At 62.0% G+C, this 18,539-nt stretch carries 16 protein-coding genes; 7 read left to right on the top strand and 9 right to left on the bottom strand.

Annotation, left to right across the window (positions count from 1 at the left end; genetic code table 11):
• Positions 1 to 236: 236 nt before the first annotated feature.
• From ACQRAP_RS05685 to ACQRAP_RS05695, 3 genes are all read right to left on the bottom strand, one after another.
• Positions 237 to 938 (bottom strand): hypothetical protein, encoded by a 702-nt coding sequence (locus ACQRAP_RS05685; protein ID WP_427747602.1) that lies wholly within the window; start codon positions 936 to 938, stop codon positions 237 to 239.
• A complete protein-coding gene (folP, locus tag ACQRAP_RS05690) occupies positions 939 to 2,666 on the bottom strand; it encodes a dihydropteroate synthase (protein ID WP_427795115.1) in 1,728 nt (575 codons plus the stop codon).
• Between the two features lie 94 nt (positions 2,667 to 2,760).
• The gene (locus tag ACQRAP_RS05695) at positions 2,761 to 3,513 is read right to left on the bottom strand and encodes an NAD-dependent protein deacylase (protein ID WP_427795116.1); all 753 of its coding nucleotides are present in this window, start codon (positions 3,511 to 3,513) and stop codon (positions 2,761 to 2,763) included.
• A 136-nt stretch (positions 3,514 to 3,649) separates the two neighbouring features.
• Between ACQRAP_RS05695 and ACQRAP_RS05700 the strand changes: the two genes are divergently transcribed.
• On the top strand, positions 3,650 to 4,468 hold the full coding sequence (locus ACQRAP_RS05700; protein ID WP_427795117.1) for an exodeoxyribonuclease III: 819 nt from the start codon (positions 3,650 to 3,652) through the stop codon (positions 4,466 to 4,468).
• Positions 4,469 to 5,003: 535 nt separating this feature from the next.
• On the opposite strand, the gene ACQRAP_RS05705 is transcribed toward ACQRAP_RS05700, so the two are convergent.
• Genes ACQRAP_RS05705 through ACQRAP_RS05715 form a run of 3 tightly spaced genes read right to left on the bottom strand, consistent with a single transcriptional unit; the run spans position 5,004 to position 8,351 of the window.
• Complete coding sequence (locus ACQRAP_RS05705; protein ID WP_427795118.1) at positions 5,004 to 5,717, bottom strand: DUF6580 family putative transport protein; 714 nt, start codon at positions 5,715 to 5,717, stop codon at positions 5,004 to 5,006.
• A 4-nt stretch (positions 5,718 to 5,721) separates the two neighbouring features.
• A complete protein-coding gene (locus tag ACQRAP_RS05710) occupies positions 5,722 to 7,341 on the bottom strand; it encodes an ABC transporter ATP-binding protein (RefSeq protein ID WP_427795119.1) in 1,620 nt (539 codons plus the stop codon).
• A gap of 23 nt (positions 7,342 to 7,364) precedes the next feature.
• Positions 7,365 to 8,351, bottom strand: a complete 987-nt coding sequence (locus ACQRAP_RS05715) for an energy-coupling factor transporter transmembrane component T family protein (RefSeq protein ID WP_427795120.1) — start codon at positions 8,349 to 8,351, stop codon at positions 7,365 to 7,367.
• Positions 8,352 to 8,447: 96 nt separating this feature from the next.
• Between ACQRAP_RS05715 and glmU the strand changes: the two genes are divergently transcribed.
• The 6 genes from glmU (at position 8,448) to gltA (ending at position 16,201) form a co-directional block, all read left to right on the top strand.
• On the top strand, positions 8,448 to 9,860 hold the full coding sequence (gene glmU / locus ACQRAP_RS05720) for a bifunctional UDP-N-acetylglucosamine diphosphorylase/glucosamine-1-phosphate N-acetyltransferase GlmU (protein ID WP_427795121.1): 1,413 nt from the start codon (positions 8,448 to 8,450) through the stop codon (positions 9,858 to 9,860).
• Between the two features lie 193 nt (positions 9,861 to 10,053).
• Entirely contained in the window at positions 10,054 to 11,040 is a 987-nt protein-coding gene (locus ACQRAP_RS05725; protein WP_154516678.1) for a ribose-phosphate diphosphokinase, read from the top strand.
• 747 nt (positions 11,041 to 11,787) lie between these two features.
• Positions 11,788 to 12,624 carry a hypothetical protein gene (locus tag ACQRAP_RS05730; RefSeq protein WP_427795122.1) on the top strand — a complete coding sequence of 279 codons (837 nt, stop codon included), beginning with the start codon at positions 11,788 to 11,790 and terminating at the stop codon, positions 12,622 to 12,624.
• A gap of 348 nt (positions 12,625 to 12,972) precedes the next feature.
• Positions 12,973 to 13,602, top strand: coding sequence for an aminoacyl-tRNA hydrolase (gene pth, locus ACQRAP_RS05735; RefSeq protein WP_427717993.1), 630 nt, complete (start codon positions 12,973 to 12,975; stop codon positions 13,600 to 13,602).
• A gap of 359 nt (positions 13,603 to 13,961) precedes the next feature.
• Positions 13,962 to 14,801 carry a sulfide/dihydroorotate dehydrogenase-like FAD/NAD-binding protein gene (locus tag ACQRAP_RS05740; RefSeq protein ID WP_006235793.1) on the top strand — a complete coding sequence of 280 codons (840 nt, stop codon included), beginning with the start codon at positions 13,962 to 13,964 and terminating at the stop codon, positions 14,799 to 14,801.
• Positions 14,792 to 16,201, top strand: coding sequence for an NADPH-dependent glutamate synthase (gene gltA / locus ACQRAP_RS05745; protein ID WP_117647774.1), 1,410 nt, complete (start codon positions 14,792 to 14,794; stop codon positions 16,199 to 16,201). The genes ACQRAP_RS05740 and gltA overlap by 10 nt, the downstream gene beginning before the upstream one ends.
• 127 nt (positions 16,202 to 16,328) lie before the next feature.
• Here gltA and ACQRAP_RS05750 read toward each other — a convergent pair whose 3' ends face one another.
• The 3 genes from ACQRAP_RS05750 to ACQRAP_RS05760 form a co-directional block, all read right to left on the bottom strand.
• Positions 16,329 to 16,952: an AAA family ATPase gene (locus ACQRAP_RS05750; protein WP_427717988.1), complete on the bottom strand. Its 624-nt coding sequence runs from the start codon at positions 16,950 to 16,952 to the stop codon at positions 16,329 to 16,331.
• 173 nt (positions 16,953 to 17,125) lie between these two features.
• Positions 17,126 to 17,764, bottom strand: coding sequence for an amino acid ABC transporter permease (locus ACQRAP_RS05755; RefSeq protein WP_427747595.1), 639 nt, complete (start codon positions 17,762 to 17,764; stop codon positions 17,126 to 17,128).
• 3 nt (positions 17,765 to 17,767) lie between these two features.
• A complete protein-coding gene (locus tag ACQRAP_RS05760) occupies positions 17,768 to 18,514 on the bottom strand; it encodes an amino acid ABC transporter permease (protein ID WP_427747594.1) in 747 nt (248 codons plus the stop codon).
• Positions 18,515 to 18,539: the final 25 nt, after the last annotated feature.

Genomic DNA, 18,539 nt, shown 5'->3' on the forward strand with positions numbered 1-18,539 from the left:
TATTCCTCAAAAACGAAAAATTTTCAGTTTTGAGGAATAGGCTCTATAGCGAATATACCTCGCGAAAGGCCGAGCTGCCTTAATCCTATTCCTCAAAAACGAAAAATTTTCAGTTTTGAGGAATAGGGCCGCGATGCCACCCTGTAGTCGCGCAAAGACCCTCCCCGGCAGAGGCAGTTCACTCTGCCGGGGAGGGTCTTGTTGTCATCGTTGTCTTTGAGCGCGGGCATCTCGTGTTACAGCCCGCGAATCCGTACGGCCTCGGGCGGAAACTCCTGCTCGCCGGCATCGGTCTTGATGGTCGCGCGACCCCAGATGTCCAGGCCCGCAAACACACCGACCGCAAGCGGCAAGCCGTTGGGCGACACCGCCGCAACCTGGCGGCCCAGCAGCGGCACCATGTCGAAGTACTCGCCCAGCACGGGAGCCAGCGGGCCGGCGGCGCCCTGCGGCGTGTTGGCGACAACCGCCCAGGCGTCCACGCGGGCCAGCACGGCGGTAGTCAGCGCTTCGACCAGCGCTTCGTCAGCCACGTCCACACCGAGCTCGCCCAGCGCCGCGCGCTCAATATCCACCGTCACGGCACCGAACATACCCGCAGCACCGGCGCCACCGTTGACGGCGACGCGTGCAAACGACGTCTCAAACGCGGGCGCGCCGCACACAATATCGCTCGGCCACTGAATGCCCACCTTACCGGCAAGACCCAGCCCCGGCGTCGATGCCGTTCCCGCGAGCGCGTCCATCATGCCCATCGCCGCCACAAACGGCAGGCCATGGAAGGCGTGCATATTCACATCCGGGCGCACGACCAGCGAAAACGTCAACGACGCCTCGCCCACGCTCCAAGCGCACCAGCCCGCGGACACGCCTTCGCGGCCCGCGTCACGTGCCGCGTCGAGCTCGGTACCGGCGGCAACAGCATTCATCTCGATCATCTACATACGCCCCAATTCGCCCACGATATGGCCCACGCGATCCCCGGGCTCCTTGACCTCGACGCCGTTGTAGCGGAAGAACCGCGCCGGGTCGTGCATCAGGTCCTCGAGCGGCACCAGTACAAAGTCGCGTTCGCCAATGAGCGGATGCGGCAGGCGCAGCTTTTTGCCGCCATGGGTCTCGCCATCCATCCACAGCAGGTCCAGGTCGATGGTGCGCGGGCCGTTGACCTTGGCCTTCTTGGATCGGTCGCGCCCCAGCTCGGCCTCGATCTTCATAAGCTCGTCGAGCAGCACCAGCGGCGCCAGCTCGGTCTTGATCTCGATGACGGCGTTGGCAAACGCGTCCTGGCGCGTCTCGTAGGCCGGCTCGCTCTCGTAGATGCGCGAGCAGTTGGACACACAGGTGAGCGGAATCTCGGCGATCATGTCGCGCGCGGCGCGGATGTTGTCGCAACGATGCCCCAGGTTGGAGCCCACAGCCACAAACGCGCGACGCGGCTGCGGCTTGGCAACAGCCCAGTAGCCGTTCAGGAACTGCGCAAAGCCGGTGACATCGTGCACGCGCACGATGTTGGCACCGGCCTGGATAGCGCCCAGGCACACGCCAAATGTGGCGGCATCGCGCTCGGCGGCCTCGGTCACGCCCGAGACGGCGCCCACAAAGCGCTTGCGCGACACGGCGCACATGAGCGGATAGCCCAGCGACGCCATCTTGGCGGTCTCGCGCTGGATGACGATGTCTTCGTTGGCCGTCTTGCCAAAACCCGGACCCGGATCGATGCAGATACGGTCGCGTGACACGCCGGCGTGGATGAGCGCGCGTGCCTGATCGGACAGAAAGCCCATGACGCGGCGCATGATGGGCGCCGAATCGGGCAGGGTAAAGCGGCGAAGCTGCGAGGTGGGCACATAAGCCTCCTCGCGGCGGGCGCTGCGGCGCATCATGGCGGCCAAGTGATCGCTGGGCTCCGGCGCGGGCTCAGGGGTCGCGGCGGCCTCGGCGGCAGGGGCAGCCTGCTCGGCGGCCGGCGTCTCCTGCTTCTGCTCGCCCGTTGGCTCGGGCGCTGGCTCCGGATCGCCAAACGGCAGCGAGGGCTGCACCACGCCACCCGGCAGTTTGGCCTCCGTCTTGGGCTCGCCCAGCAGCTTGCCACGACGGCGGCGGGCGGGCTTCTCGGCCTCGCGCGCGGCCTCGGCAGCCGCCTCGCGCGCCTTCTCGGCAACAAACGCCGCGGCAGAGGTATCGAGCTGCACCGTTGCATGCGTGCGAGCGGGCGCGGCGACCTCGCCGGCGTGCATCACGATGACGCCGCAGGTGCTCGTCGCGACAAACTCGACCATCTTGGGGTCGGTGAATCCCGTCACGTCGTTGACGATCGAGGCGCCGCAGCGCACGGCCGCCTTGGCAACCGCCACGTGACGCGTGTCGATCGAGACGATGGCGCCCTCTTTGGCCAACGCACGCACAACGGGCAGCACGCGGCGAGCCTCCTCGTCGGGGTTGACCGGGGTAAAACCGGGGCGCGTGGACTCGCCGCCCACGTCGATGATGTCGGCGCCGGCGTCGAGCATCGCCAGGCCGTACTCGATGGCGGCATCCGGGTCGAAATGCTCCCCGCCGTCGCTAAACGAATCGGGCGTCACGTTGAGGACGCCCATGATGCGCGGACGGTCAAAGCTGAGCTCGTACTTTCCGCACCGCCATGTCTTGCTGTCGTTCGCCATGAACATCCTCCTAAAATGCCCGCGCCGCCACGCTCGGGCGCAGGCGGCGGGGTCGCTTTGCAATTAGTCTTTCTATTGTATCCGCGCGCGCGGGCTAGAACGCAAACGCGGCAGCGATGTCGCAAGAAATCAGCAGGTCGGCATTTGCATCCTGATCGGTGGGAGCAAGATTGCATATGGCCAGCGTATCGCCGGTAAAGTATCGCGTAAGGCCCGCCGCCGGATACACCACGAGCGAGGTCCCGCCCACAATGAGGGCATCGGCCGCGGCAATGGCGACAACGGCGTCGGTCAGCACATGCTCGTCGAGCGGCTCCTCGTAGAGCACCACATCGGGCTTAATGCGCCCGCCGCACGCGGGGCACACGGGCACACCCGCGGCGTCCTCGTGCCCGCGGGCGCAAATCCACTCGGCGCTATAGACCGCGCCGCACGACTGGCAAATGTTGCGATGGACCGATCCGTGCAGCTCGAACACGCGCTGCGAGCCCGCCATCTGATGCAGACCGTCGATATTTTGCGTCACAACGGCATTTAGTTTGCCGGCGCGCTCCAGCTCGGCCAGCTTGGTGTGGCAGCGGTTGGGCTTGGCGCCAAGTGAGATCATCTTGGTGCGGTAGAAGTCGAAGAACTCGGCCGGATGCGCCTCGTAAAAGCTATGCGAGAGCATGGTCTCGGGAGGGTAGGCAAACTGTTGGTGATATAGGCCGTCCACGCTGCGGAAATCGGGGATGCCACTCGCCGTGGAAACACCCGCGCCGCCAAAGAAGACCACGCGCTTGTGGGTACCAAACAGCTCCGCCAGTGCGGCGGAGGCCCGCTTGGGATCCGATATCGCCTGCGTCATATGAGTCCTCCGTCCTTGTTGGTCGGGCAGCGTCGGGCGACATCCCAGCATGCGGCCTTTGGGTCAGCACGCGCGGCGCCCACCACCGCCCCTGTTGCGCTAATCTTAAGCCTGCCAACCCCGTCGAAAGGACACCATGCTTCAGACTTACACTTTCGCCTCGTGGAACGTCAACGGTCTGCGCGCCGTGCTCAAAAAGGACCCGAGCTTTATCCAGATCGCACAGGAGCTCAATGTCGATATCCTGGCGCTGCAAGAGACCAAGCTGCAGGAGGGCCAGGCCGATATCGACCTGCCCGGTTATCACCAAACCTGGAGCTACGCCGAGCGTAAAGGCTATTCGGGCACTGCGGTCTTTAGCCGCCAGGAACCGCTGCGCGTGCTGCGCGCCGATGCGCTGCTGCCTTACGCCGGCGAGGGCGCGGCAGCCGAGCTCGTGGCGCAGGCCGCGACCGAGGGCCGCGTCTGCGCGCTCGAGTTCGACAAGTTTTGGTTTGTGGACGTCTATACGCCCAACGCCCAAAATGAGCTCGCGCGCATCGATGTGCGCATGGCCTGGGACGATGCCTATCGCGGCTTTTTGGCGGGACTCGAGCGCGAGACCGGCAAGCCCGTGGTGACCTGCGGCGACTTTAACGTCGCGCACGAGGAGATCGACCTTAAGAACCCCAAGTCCAACCGCGGCAACGCAGGCTTTTCGGACGAGGAGCGCGGTAAGTTTACCGAGCTGCTCGACGCCGGGTTTACCGATACCTGGCGCGCGGCAAATCCCGACGTCGAGGGCGTCTACAGCTGGTGGAGCTACCGCTTTAATGCCCGCAAGAACAACGCGGGCTGGCGCATCGATTACTTCCTGGTGAGCGACGCCATCGCCGGCAACGTGCGCGACACCGGCATCCGCGGCGACATCTTTGGCAGCGACCACTGCCCCGTCACCCTCACCCTAGAGCTCTAGCACCAGCCGACCCCTCGGGGACGAAGCAAAACGGATCATTTTCACCTCGCGAGGGAATCCACGCGGCACACCCGCCACGAAACTGCCCCATCTACTACGTTTAAGCCACTACCCTCAACCACGGCGAACAACGCAAAAAGAAAACCGCAGGTAGAAAGCCTGCGGTTTTTCATAAAACGCGGTCATGGTCGAGGGTATCAAGCTAAACGTAGTAGATGGGCCAGTTTCGTGGCAAGCGCCGTCAACTGATTCCCTGGGGACGTCTGGGGACGGAAGAAAACGGATCGATTTGGCTCTCTGAGGGCCACGACGCCCCTCATATCAGCCGGCCATTTTAAAACTATGCCGGTTTACGGGGCTGAATCGCAAATCCCCAACCAAACGCAATTCAAGCAAAATAAAACCGCAGGTAGACGGCTCGTCTATTTTCGAAAAAAGCCGGTATGGTCTGCCTGTGCCAATCTAGCCCCGTAAACCGGCATAGTTTTAAAATGGCACTTCAACAGTATTGATTCTCGCCCCGGCGCAACCGCCACTACAGCCCGTATTTCACGACGACACGGTTAATGCGACGACACCAAGGTTTGTAGAGAGCGGCCAAGAACACGCAGGTCGCAAGGCCGTGTGTGATATCGAACGGTACCGCCGTGGCAAGACGCGCCACGGCGCCCGCCCACGTGAGCGGTTGCACAAAACCGATGATGTCGTAGGCGTTAATCACGGCGCCATAGAGCAGGCCCGACGCAAAGCCGTACGCCATCAGCGGCGGCATGCGCACGGTTCCATCGGCACGGTCGAACGCACCCGCATGCGCCAGCGCACCGCCAACGTATCCCACGAGCCCCCAGGCATACATCTGCCACGGTGTCCACATGCCCTGCCCAAAAAAGAAATTGCTGGTCAGCGCCGCCAGCGCGCCAACCATAAAACCATTGCGGCGACCAAGCGTCGTCCCGGCGATAATGGCGATGGCGCTCACCGGTTTAAAGTCGGGAATGGGGCCAAACAAGATACGCCCCGCCGCGGCCAACGCCGCCAGAACCAGCGAGGGCATAATCTGGCGCAAACCCGGACGAGATGCCTCGTAACCCGCAAAGAACAGCGCGAGCACCAGCGCCACCACGACAAGCATGGCAAGCGCTGCCTGCTCAATGCCCGCCAACAATGCTGCGGCCATTACAGCCGGCACCGCCAGCAGCAGCGGGATTTCCAGTTTTGCGAGTAGGCGCAAGACGCGATAATTCGCCATCCCATCACGCCCTATAAAACACATTGTCGGCAAAAAAGTCGGCGGGCGGCTCCATGCAGGCAATCTCACCGTCGAACATCATGGCAATGTCATCGGCAACCTGCTCGGCAAAATCCAGATCGTGCGTTGCCATGATGACGGTACCGCCAGCCTCCGCATGGTCGCGCAGGGCGCGGGCGATGATGCGACGGCTGGCCAAGTCCAGACCCTTGGTGGGCTCATCGAGCAATAGCAGCTCGGGGCCGATCAACAGCAGCTTTGCCAACGCAAGCAGCTGGCGCTGCCCGCCCGAAAGATCGTACGGATGGCGCCCATCCAAGCCGGACAATCCCAGACTCGTCGCGCGCTCTCGCGCCATAGCCTCGTCATATCCGCAGGTCGAAGCCCATTCCATCAGCTCCTCGAGCACCGTCTCAGCAACCAGCAGCGCCTTGGGATTCTGAGGCAGCAGTGCCGCCGAGGCCGCCCCGCGCTCCATATGCCCACGCTGTAACTTGACCGTCTTGGCCAGCACCGAAAGCATTGTCGACTTACCGCAGCCGTTACCGCCCACAACAGCATGCACCGCGCCTGCCGAAAACGACGCATCGAGCCCGCGCAGCACCCAGCCGGACGCTCGATCGTAGCGAAACCAGCCCCCTGCCAGGGTGGTAGCCGACCCAGCGTGCATTTTTGGGAGTATTCGGCATCCACCGGCGCACGACGGCGCCCCCGAGTCGTCTTGCGACAGGATTTGCGCCTCAAATTCAGCCGATTTGTCCGATTTCGGTCTTTTTTTTGCGCCCGGAGCGCCCACGCGCGGGTCCAAATAGCCCGGCCGGCCACTGGCGCTGCTGAAAACTCCGTTTTTTGCACGCCGCGAGCCACCCCACCCTGGCACCTCGCCAGAAAACAGCTCTTCGCGATGCCCCAAGGAGGCGATGTCAGCGACCTCGCATACGCGCCCGCCCTCAATCCGATACGCGCACGTCGCGTATTCAAGCATCGGGCGCGGCTGGTGCGTTGCCACAACAACCGTGCAGCCCAGCTCGCGATTCACGCGAAACAGCGCATGCAGAAAATTTTTCTCGGCAACGGGATCCAGTTGGGACGTGGGCTCGTCGAGCAGCAGCACGCGAGGGCGCAACGCCAGCACGGCTGCCAGCGACAGCAGCTGCTTGCGTCCGCCCGAAAGCGTATCGGTATCGCGGTGGAGCCAATCCTCCACCCCAAAGAAATAACTGGTCTCGGCCACGCGACGACGCATCTCGTCGCGCGACATGCCTAAGTTTTCCAGGCCAAACGCCATCTCGTGCCACACGGTTTCGCACACAATCTGGTTCTCGGGGTCCTGAAACACATAGCCCACGCGCTCCGCGGACGCGCGAACGTCCATGTCGGCAACGCTTTCGCCCAGCATGCGCAGCTCGCCGGAGCATTCGCCCGCCGGCGAAATCTCGGGCTTGAGCAACGAGAGTAATGTCGACTTGCCCGACCCGGTACCACCGACAAGCAACGCAAACGTCCCTTGGGGAACACGCCAATCGAGCTCCTCGAATACCGGCACTTCGGCCCCGGGGTAGGCGAAGCGCAGGCCCCGCACTTCAATCGCCGGTATATCCGAGCCGCACACCGCGTCCGCCATGATGCTCCCGTCCAACCGAGCCATCAGCCAAACCTCTTCTCGTCAATCGCATGCAGCACGCAGGGCAGCGCCATCCAGGTCGCGTATACAACATAGCCAGGCCACAGCGCCGGCACCGAAAGCTGCGGGTAAAACGAATACTGCATCGTCGCGGTCCACGCCACTGCCGCCGTGGCCACGCCAAACAGCGCAAGCCCAACCAGCGCGGCAACGTCGCCGCGCGCCAGCCGATACCGCGCGTACGTCGTGCGACGCGCCGCGGCGCCCCACCCACGGGAGCGCATGGCGTCCGCACGCTCCAGCGAATCTTCCATGCCCCAGCCCATCAACACGCTCGATGCCCGTAGGCGCGAACGCACGGGGTCGGCCGGCGCGCGGCCCGGCACATCAATCGCATCCTGCACCGCCAGCACCGTGCGACCGCGACGCAAAAACTGCGGGATAAGCCGCATACACATCGAGATCATGAGCGCGATCACCGGCGCGGTGTTACCCAAAAGCGCAAGCACCCTGTCGTAGCTAAGCATGGACGCCGCGGCCTCAAACCACAGCACGCTCGCCACAAACAGCCCGCCCATGCACAGGCCGTATACCATGCTCTCCAGATACACCGCACGCATGCCAATACGGAACAGTTCCGTCGAGCCCGAAGCGCTAAATAACGGGTTGAGCACCGCGATAATCAAAATCACCGGCAGCTGCCAGCGAAGCGCCCCCAACGTGCGTGCGACGCCGCGCGTCGCAAACCCATACGCCAGCCCGCCCGCAAGCGACAGCGCAAGCAGCACCGGTTGCATCGAGAACATGGTGAGCCCCAGCGTCAGCACCATGTAGAGCGCCGGCACCGCCGGATGCGACATCGAGAATGCCGCGACGGGTTCGTTGCCCGATTCCTCTCGCATGATATCCACGGACACCCCATCCCCTCGCTCAAGCGCCAACGCCGCAGTGCCGCCGCCATGCACAACCAGCGCAAACGTCACGCCGGCGGCACCGACATCGGCCGCCATGCGCCAATCGTTACGCGCTCATCATATGCCTGCGGTATCATATTGCGCCGTGTATCGTTTCCAAACACACGTCTCTATAACGTAACAGGAGATCACATGGACGCAACCGCAATTATCCTCGCCGCCGGCGAGGGCACCCGCATGAAGTCGAACCACTGCAAGGTTTCGCACAAGATCCTGGGCAAGCCCATGGTCCAGTGGATCGTCGACGCCACCATCAAGGCCGGCTGCAGCCGCGTCGTGGTCGTCATCGGCAGCCACGCCGACGAGATGCGCGCCCTTATCGACGGCGCCTACGCCAACAGCACCACCAAGGTCGAGTGCGTCGAACAGACCGAGCGCCTGGGCACCGGCCACGCCGTAAAGGTCGCGCTCGAGGCATGCGGCATCATGCAAGGCCCCGTCATCGTGCTCAACGGCGACCTGCCGCTCATCACCGCCGACACCGTCGCCAAGTTCGCGAAGACCGTCGCCGGCGGCGAGCTCGCCTGCACCGTCATGACCATGACCCCGCCCGATCCCTTTGGCTACGGCCGCATCAAGCTGGGCGCCGACGGTCAGATCGAGCGCATCATCGAGCAGAAGGACTGCACGCCCGAGCAGGCCGCCACGCTGCTCGAGTGCAACGCCGGCTGCTACGCCTTCGACGGCGCGCAGCTCGCAGCCCACATCAGCGAGATCGGCAACGACAACGCGCAGTCCGAGTACTACCTGCCCGACATGCTCGAGATTCTCAAGGGCCACGACCAGGCAGTCTCCATCTTCCACTGCGACGACTACCGCGACGGCCTGGGCGTCAACAGCCGCATCCAGCTCGCGCAACTCACCGCTATCGCGCGCGACCGCATCAACGAGCACTGGATGGCCGAGGGCGTTACCTTCATCGACCCCACGCAGGCCTGGATCGGCCCCGACGCCGTCATCGGCCGCGACACCGTCGTGTGGCCGCAGACGCACCTGATCGGCCACGTCACCGTGGGCGAGGAGTGCCAGCTCGGCCCCAACAGCCGCCTCACCGACACCACCGTTGGCAGCGGCTGCACCATCGATGAGACCATCGCCATCGAGGCTGTCATCGAGAACGGCGTCGACTGCGGCCCGCGCGCCTACCTGCGCCCGGGCACCCACATGCTCGATGGCTCCAAGGCCGGCACACACGTGGAGATCAAGAAGTCCACGATCGGCGAGGGCTCCAAGGTACCGCACCTGTCCTACATCGGCGACACCACCATGGGTTCCGGCGTCAACGTGGGCGCGGGCTCCATCACCTGCAACTACGACGGCGTGCACAAGCACAAGACCGTCATCGGCAAGGATGCCTTCATCGGTTCCGATACCATGATGGTCGCGCCCGCCCAGATCGGCGACGGCGCGCTCGTGGCCGCCGGCTCCGTCATCACCGAGCCGGTCCCGGCTGACGCACTCGGCCTGGGCCGCGCCCGTCAGCTAAATATTGAGGGCTGGGCCGCCGATTATCGCCGCCGTCTGCACGAGGACGACGAGGTATAACGTTTTACCAAACATCTAAGGAGCTGTTCCCATGGGGATGGCTCCTTTTTCTATGCTGACCTGCGCGACCGGATGAGTGGTCGGTTCGTGTCCGTTGACGGTAAAGACGTTATCAAGACCCGATAAACCCCGCCGCGCGGTTACAATGCAACAAGGCATCTATATGGCATTCGATATATAAAGGAGAAGGGTAATGCCGATTAATGATCCCGAGAAGTCGGAGAATATGCGCAAGTCCATCCGCGTGTATTCCGGTTCCTCCAACCGTCCCCTCGCTCAGAAGATCGCTGAGTACCTTGGGGTCGAGCTTTCGGGCCTTACGCTAAAGCAGTTCGCCAACGGTGAGATTTACGCCCGCTACGACGAGACCGTCCGCGGCGCCGACGTCTTCCTGATTCAGTCCGTGGCCGGCGGCAACGTCAACGACATGCTCATGGAGCTGCTCATCGCCACCGACGCTGCCAAGCGCGCATCCGCCCGCTCCATCACCGCCGTCATCACCCACTACGGCTATGCCCGCCAGGACCGCAAGGCCGGCCCGCGCGAGCCCATCACCGCCCGCCTCGTCGCCAACCTGCTCGAGCGCGCTGGCGTCAACCGCATCATCACCCTCGACCTGCATCAGGGCCAGATTCAGGGTTTCTTCGATATCCCGGTTAACCACCTATCTGCACTGCCGCTGTTTGGCCAGTACTACAACGACATGCACTTCGACACCGACAACCTGGTCGTCGTCTCCCCCGACGTGGGTCGCGCCAAAGCTGCCAAGAAGCTCTCCGACATGCTCGGCTGCAGCCTCGCCATCGCCCACAAGGGCCGTCCGCGCCACAACGCCGCCGAGGTCATGGGCATCATCGGTGACATCAAGGGCAAGACCTGCATCATCAATGACGACATGATCGACACCGCTGGCACCCTGTGCGCCAACGTCAAGGAGCTCAAGGCCATGGGTGCCGGCGACATCTACGTGTGCGCCACCCACGGCATCTTCTCGGGCCCGGCCATCGAGCGCCTGAACGACGCCCCCATCGTCGAGTGCCTCGTCACCGATGCCATCCCCGTCGAGGTTGGCGGCAAGATCAAGACCATCTCGGTCGCCGAGGAGTTCGCCGAGGCCATCTCTGCCGTTTACCACGAGGAGCCCGTCTCCACGCTCGTCGGCGGCGACTTCGCGCTGTAATCCAGCGCGCATCGCATCATCTTTGGTGTTTTTGAAGGGTCGGAGGCTCGCTTCCGACCCTTTTTTCTGCCCCTCGACAACCCGCCTTGGACAGTTAGTTCAGATTTGTATTAATTTGGGCATTCGTTTGGGCCATTTAATGCGTCGAAAGCTCTCTTGCCGGCATAATTCCACTCGATTCCTCCATCTATGGATCTCCTCACCATGCCATTGGCCCCATTTTGCCCACCGAGTCCTTAAACAACGGCAATACGCCCCGGTCGCCTTGTACAAATCTGAACTAACTGTCCAGCACCCATCTCAGTAGATGCCTCCAAGGCCAACCCATCACTCCATTCTCCACTTTTCCAAGGCATTCCGTATGATGTCGTTACCGCCCGCGGCGCGCGACGCCCCTTTGAGCGAAAAGAACGGCACGGCCATATCATTTCGCCAACGGCTTAGTACCTTATAGCTATGACAACCGTAATTTCACACCTCTCCGCCCTCCGCGCAATTCGCCGCGCTCGACGGGCGTACTCCGCCCTTCCCTGGGACGCCATCGATGACGAACAACAGACACAAGCCCTCGCAGGTTGCGTTCCGAACAAGGACGCCATAGACTTTGCGGCCCTTGCAATACTTGACGCCTGGAGCGAAGACGACTCCGAGCGTCTAGACCTCTTTGTTGCGAGCGGCAGCAACAGACGACCCGACGGACGGCTCCTCCAGCACACCATCACCGCCCCTCTCCCCCAGGGCGCGATCATGCACATCGAAGCCGACATCTACGCAACGTCTCCCGCCATGACGGCCATGCTTTGTTCCAAAAATGAATCGGTTGCCAAAACCTTGATGCTTCTCATGGAACTGCTCGGGACCTACTCACTTCCGCCCGAAGCAACTTACCCCATCGCCTACGACGACACGTGGCCCGAGGCCAACAGCTTCGAAACGATGGACGATCTCGATTGCCAGGGCGACCAACCGACACCCGAAAAGCAAGCCGAAACCCGCTACGAACAGGCGCACTACAAATGCGAGCCCGCCACAACCATCGAAGAGCTCGAGGCAGTCGCACGGTTTGCCAAAAGTAGTTCCTACGCCTCGTTTCGCACAGCTATCAAACTTGCCCGGGCCGGATCCGCATCCCCAGCGGAATCATTGATGTTCGCTGTCCTGGGCGCACCCATGCGCTTTGGCGGATTCGGGTGTTGCAGCCTGCCCATGGGAGGCCTGCTGCTCAACTATCGAATCGATTTCGACACCCTTGCGGTCAACATGTCCTCGGGCATCCCCTACGCCATCTGCGACTTATATTGCCCAGCCGCCGGAGTCGACAACGAATACAACGGAATTGGACATGAGCTTCAAAACGCTCGCATCCACGATGGCAATCGCAACAATGGCCTTAAGGCCATGGGTATCCACGTCCTGGTTATCAATCGTGACCAAATGAAGGACCTTGTTGCACTCGAAGCCTTCGCCCAGACGATGCATCGACTTGCGGGAGTTCGATTCCGCTACCGCATCAAGGGTTATCGCAAGCGTCAGGCCACCTGGCTCAACACCCTGCGGGCCGGAATCGGCCTCGCGCCGGTCTAAAAGACTTTTACCCAGTGTTACCGAGCATGGCTGGACAGTTAGTTCAGATTTGTATAAACAGACGGCTAATGTCGAGGTGGTTTGCCGCCATCCCGGCGCCAATCACCTCATTTGAAGACTCAAAAGATCTGAAATAGCACAAATTATGCTCCCCAAAGCGCCGTGACAGTTCCGTGGCCCCGATTTTGGCAGTCAAAGATCTCTTGGTTTATACAAATCTGAACTAACTGTCCATCCCGGCTTCTGACGACTGTCCAAACGCCCTCATGCGGCCTCAATCACCCTCCATTTGACAGCAGCAACGGGGTCGCTCACCATAGCAGGCGACAAATCGATGAAAGGAAGCACATGGCAGCTGCACAGCCGCTTAAGATTCGCATGGTTGCCGGACTTGGCAACCCTGGCGATGAGTATGCCGAGACCCGCCACAACGCAGGCTTTAAGGCGATCGACGAGCTGGCGCGTCAGGCCGGCGTCACGTACTGGAAAAACCAGGCCGGCGCCGAGGTCGCGCTCATCAACATCAACGATCCAGAGGAAGAGGGCGGCAAGCGCCAGATTGTGCTGGTCAAGCCGCAGTCGTACATGAACACCTCGGGCGGCCCCATCTCCAAGCTTTGCCGCGAGTACAAAATCAAGGCCGAGGAGTTACTCGTAATCCACGATGAGCTCGACATTCCCGCCGGCGACGTGCGCGTCAAGGTAGGTGGCGGCCACGCCGGCCACAACGGCCTGCGTTCCATCATCGACAAGATGGGCAGCCGCGACTTTAGCCGCATCCGCACCGGCATCGGCAACCCTCCCGGCAAGATGGCTGTCGCCGACTACGTGCTCAAGCAGCTGCGCGCCCGCGAGGCCGAGGACTTCCAGGACACCTGCGCCCGCGCCGCCGACGCCGCCGGCCTGGCGATTGTGCACGGCGTAATCTATGCCCGCGACCACGTCAACGGCTCCGCCTCTGCCAACGGCAAGCACTAAAACCTACCAAAAAGGGATGTTTATTTTGGCAGGTTTTATATGCGAAAACGCCGCAGCGACCGCATCGCAATAAACCCTGTGCCGCCATACATACCCAACACCCCAAAAGGGGCCGGCCTCACCGATATGCAAGGCCGGCCCCTTTTGTCGTTTTATCTGATAAAACCCGCCAAAATAAACCTGTCTCTTTGTGCTAGATCACTTTTCCCGCCTGCCAAAGATACACGTAAGCAACATGTCCATGAGGGTATAATTTACACCGTATGTCTGCACAACGCCTGTGCGCGTACGGTTTTATTCGGGCTGCCGTCCATTTCCGTGGAGGCACGGTTCGGTTGCCCTAACAAGAGAGGGGTTCTATGTATAAGATCCTGGAGAAGACGCAGTTCTCGGAGAAGGTGTTCAAGTTCCGCATCGAGGCGCCTGCAATCGCCAAGCATGCGCACGCTGGACAGTTCCTCATGGTTCGCGCCAACGAGACGGGCGAGCGTGTCCCGTTTACCCTGGCCGGCTGGAACGGTGACGAGGGCTGGGTCGAGTTCATCTTCATGGTGATCGGCAAGACCACCGAGATGCTTTCCACCTACGAGGCCGGCGAGTCGCTGCGCGACGTCGTGGGCCCGCTGGGCGTTCCCACCGAGATGGCCGAGGGGCCCTGCGCCGTCATTGGCGGCGGCGTCGGCCTGGCAATTGCCTTCCCGGTCGCCAAGCACCTGGTCGAGACCGGCCACGAGGTGCACGCCATCATGGGCGCTCGCACCAAGGACCTCCTGCTCATGGAGGACCAGTTCCGCGAGCTCCTCGACGAGGACCACATCCACATCACCACCGACGACGGTTCCTACGGCGAGCAGGGCGTTGTCACCGCTCCGCTGGAGCGCCTGCTGCAGGACAAGGCCGTGAGCCAGGTCTTCTGCGTCGGCCCCGTTCCGATGATGAAGTTCTCGACCCTCACCGCCCAGAAGTACGACACCCCCATCACCGCGTCGCTCAACCCCATCATGGTTGACGGCACCGGTATGTGCGGCTGCTGCCGCGTCGAGGTGGGCGGCGTGACCAAGTTTGCCTGCGTCGACGGCCCCGACTTCGATGCCACCCTGGTCGACTGGGATGACCTTCGTGCCCGCCAGGCCGCTTACCGTTCCGAAGAGGGCGAGTCCCTCAAGGCCTATGAGGAAAAGAGCTGCGCATGCCACTAGTTAACGGTCGTTTCGTTGCCGATATGAAGTCGCCCCGCACCCCCGATAACGAGGAGCCGGCCGCCGAGCGCGCCTGCGACTTCCGCCCCGTCGACAAGGGCTTCACCGAGGAGATGGCGCTGGCCGAGGCCGAGCGCTGCCTCAACTGCAAGAAGCCGTTCTGTGTTGAGGGCTGCCCCGTCAACATCAACATCCCCCGCTTTATCGAGCAGATCCGCGAGAAGGACTTTGGCGGCGCCCTCGATACCATCCGCGAGGACTCCATGCTTCCCGCCATCTGCGGTCGCGTCTGCCCGCAGGAGAACCAGTGCGAGGGCAAGTGCATCCGTGGTAAGAAGTCCGAGCCCGTGGCCATCGGCCAGCTCGAGCGCTTCCTGGGTGACCGCCCCGAGCTCGCCTCCACGCCCAAGATGGCTCCCAAGAACGGCAAGAAAGTCGCCGTCGTCGGCTCCGGCCCGTCCGGCATCACCTGCGCCGGCGAGCTCGCCCGCAACGGCTTTGACGTTACCGTCTTTGAGGCCTTCTTCACCGGCGGCGGCGTGCTGGTCTACGGCATCCCCGAGTTCCGTCTGCCCAAGGCGGTCGTCAAGCGCGAGATTGACGGCCTTGAGGACATGGGCGTCAAGTTTGAGTACAACTCCGTCGTGGGCAACATGGCCACGGCCGAGGAGCTGTTCGAGCAGGGCTTCGACGCCATCTACGTGGCGACCGGCGCTGGCCTGCCCAAGTTCCTCAACGTCCCCGGCGAGAACCTGCCCAACGTCTTCTTCGCTAACGAGTACCTCACCCGCGTGAACCTGATGAAGGCCAACAAGTTCCCCGAGTACGACACCCCCACCAAGCACGGCAAGAACGTCGTCGTCTTTGGCGGCGGCAACGTGGCTATGGACGCTGTCCGTACCGCCAAGCGCCTGGGCGCCGAGCACGCCATCATCGCCTACCGTCGTACCGAGGACGAGATGCCCTGCCGTCGCGCTGAGCTGCACCATGCTAAGGCCGAGGGCGTCGAGGTTCTGCCGCTCGTCTCCCCGCTCGAGTTTGTCGCTGGCGAGGACGGCTCCGTGTGCGCCGTCAAGGTCCAGAAGATGGAGCTCGGCGAGCCCGACGAGTCCGGCCGTCGTCGCCCGGTGCCCATCGAGGGCGCCATCGAGGAGATCCCCTGCGACGTCGCGATCTCGGCTATCGGTACCAACGCCAACCCCTTCGCTGCCAAGATCGGCGGCAAGATGGAGCTCAACAAGTGGGGCTACATCGTCGCCGACGAGGAGACCGGCCAGACCACCGATCCCCGCATCTGGGCCGGCGGCGACATCGTCACCGGTGCCGCTACGGTCATTCTGGCGATGGGCGCCGGCAAGAAGGCCGCCGCTTCGATCACCAAGAGCCTGCTGGGTGAGTAATCGCCTGCAGCGCTAGCCACCAAACGGCAAAGTCCCCGTCGGGCACACGCCCGGCGGGGACTTTTTCTATGCCAGCCGCCCAATCACCATAAAGGTGCCTGTCCCCTTTGTGATGGCTTTTGGTCGGCTAGCCTTCGAGCTGCGCCACCTTGTAGCGGTAGGCAGCGGCTATGACGTCTTTGCAGCCCTCGCGGCCCAGCTTGGCGCGGTTGACGACGATATCCTTGCCGCTCGTCATCTTCCACTTTCCGGCGCTGTAGCGCTTATAGAACGCCTCGCGTGCCTTCTGCTGCTGCTTGACCAGCTTGGCGCCCTTCTTTTTGTTGAGCCCACGCTTCTTGCGCACGATCTCGACGCGGTCCTCAAAGGGTGCGGTCACCAACACGGCAATGTGATTAGGGTTGTTACGCAGCAGGTAATCGGACAGGCGACCCTCGATAATGCAGCTCTCGGTCTCACCCAGGTCCAAAATCACCTGACTCATCTTTTGGAACAACTTGTCCGAGTACGAACGTGCATCGTAGCGGTCGGGCAGAAATGCCATGTTCTCCACGGCCAGACGCTCGTCGTAGGCGGCCATCTTATCGAGCGACTCACCCGCGCGCATCGACGCACGCACCAGCAGCTCGTTGTCGTACAGCGGAATCCCCAGCTCATTGGCAAGCATGCGGCCAATCTCGTGGCCCTCGGCGCCAAAGTCGCGCGCAATGGTAATGACCACAGGATTCTTCTTGTTCTCCAGATCGCTCATCGCGATTCCTTTCTCTATGTGACAAAGGGACAGTCCCTTTGTCACATTCATTTTGCCCCCACCTTCGTCCTGGTTTCCCAAGTGCGACAGATTGCCCCGAAAGAGGAGCGCCGCGTACTAAATGTACGCAAGCGACGATTGAGGGGCAAGGTGCCGTGCTTGGGGAAACGGGACTATGCGGCCACAATGCGATGTTGATATGCCCTCACCAGCAGCGAGATACCAAAGTTGAGCACAAAGTACATCGCAAACACCAGGCCGTAGAGCATAAGCACCTGCGACAGGTCGATCGCGTGGGCCATCACGACGTTTGCCGTGTACATGAGCTCGGCCACGTTAATGCCCGAAAGATACGAGCTGTCCTTGATGACGGTCGTGCACTGGCTAAACAGCGCCGGAATGATCGTCTTAAACGTCTGCGGCAGAATGATGTAGCGCATGGTGGCAAAGAAGCCAAAGCCCTGGCTCTGCGCCGCCTCAAACTGGCCGCGCGGAATCGAGTTGAGGCCGCCGCGCACAATCTCGGCCATAACGGCGCTGGTAAACAGCGTAAAGGCGATGGTCGAAATCACAATGTCCAAACCCTGCACCGTAAAGTAGATAAACAGGATCCACAGCAAGTTTGGCGTGCAACGGAACAGCTCGATATAGGCGCTCACCAAAATACGGAATGGACGGGGCGCGTAGCTTTTAACGAGCGCCAGCACCGTGCCAAAGATGAGCGAGAAAAAGATCGACAGCGCCGAGATCTCGATCGTCTTAACAAAGCCGCTCCAGATGTAGAGCAGGTTGGTCGCGTTGAAGATTTCCATGCGCTAGGCCTCCTCTACGTTGTCGAGCCCCAGCTCGGCCAGGCTCACGCCGCGCGGACGCTCCTTGGAGCGGCGCTCGAGCCACTGCACCAGCATGGCGAGCGGGAAGCAGATGATGAAGTACATAAGGCAGCAGACGATGTATCCCTGCAGGTAACCGTACAGACTCACAAAGTTGTCGGAACGGTACATAAGGTCGCCGCCGGCCACAAGCGCCAGCACCGACGTGTTCTTGACCAGGTTGAGCGCCTGGTTACACAGCGGCGGCAGAATGATCTTGAACGTCTGGGGCAGCACGATGTAGCAGTATGCCTGCGCACGGGTGAAGCCCTGGCTCTGGGCCGCCTCCATCTGGCCACGCGGAACGGCCTCGATACCGGTGCGGATGACCTCCGAAATGTAGGCAGCGTGATACAGGCCCACGCCCAAGAAGCCCAGCACAAACGGCGCGATACGCACCGGCTGGTCGGCACCGGTTATGGCCTGCAAAAACTGCGGACCGGCCATGTACATAAAGAGCACCTGCACGGGCAGCGGGGTGTTCTGGTAAAACTCCACGTACACGCGGCTTATGGCGCGCAGAACGCGAGAACGAGTGGTAGAGAACACGCCAAGCAGCGTGCCCAGCACCAGCGACAGCAGCAGGCCGGCAACGACCACCTGCAGCGTCACGCCAAAGCCCTCCCAGAAGGGCCCCATGTTTTGGAATGTCGTCGACCAGCGGTCGGCGTCAAACAATCCTTCGAGCATTTGATTCCTTCCTTGGACGATGCGC

The sequence above is a fragment of the Collinsella sp. SGI.180 genome (genome assembly GCF_050313455.1).
GTDB lineage: Bacteria > Actinomycetota > Coriobacteriia > Coriobacteriales > Coriobacteriaceae > Collinsella.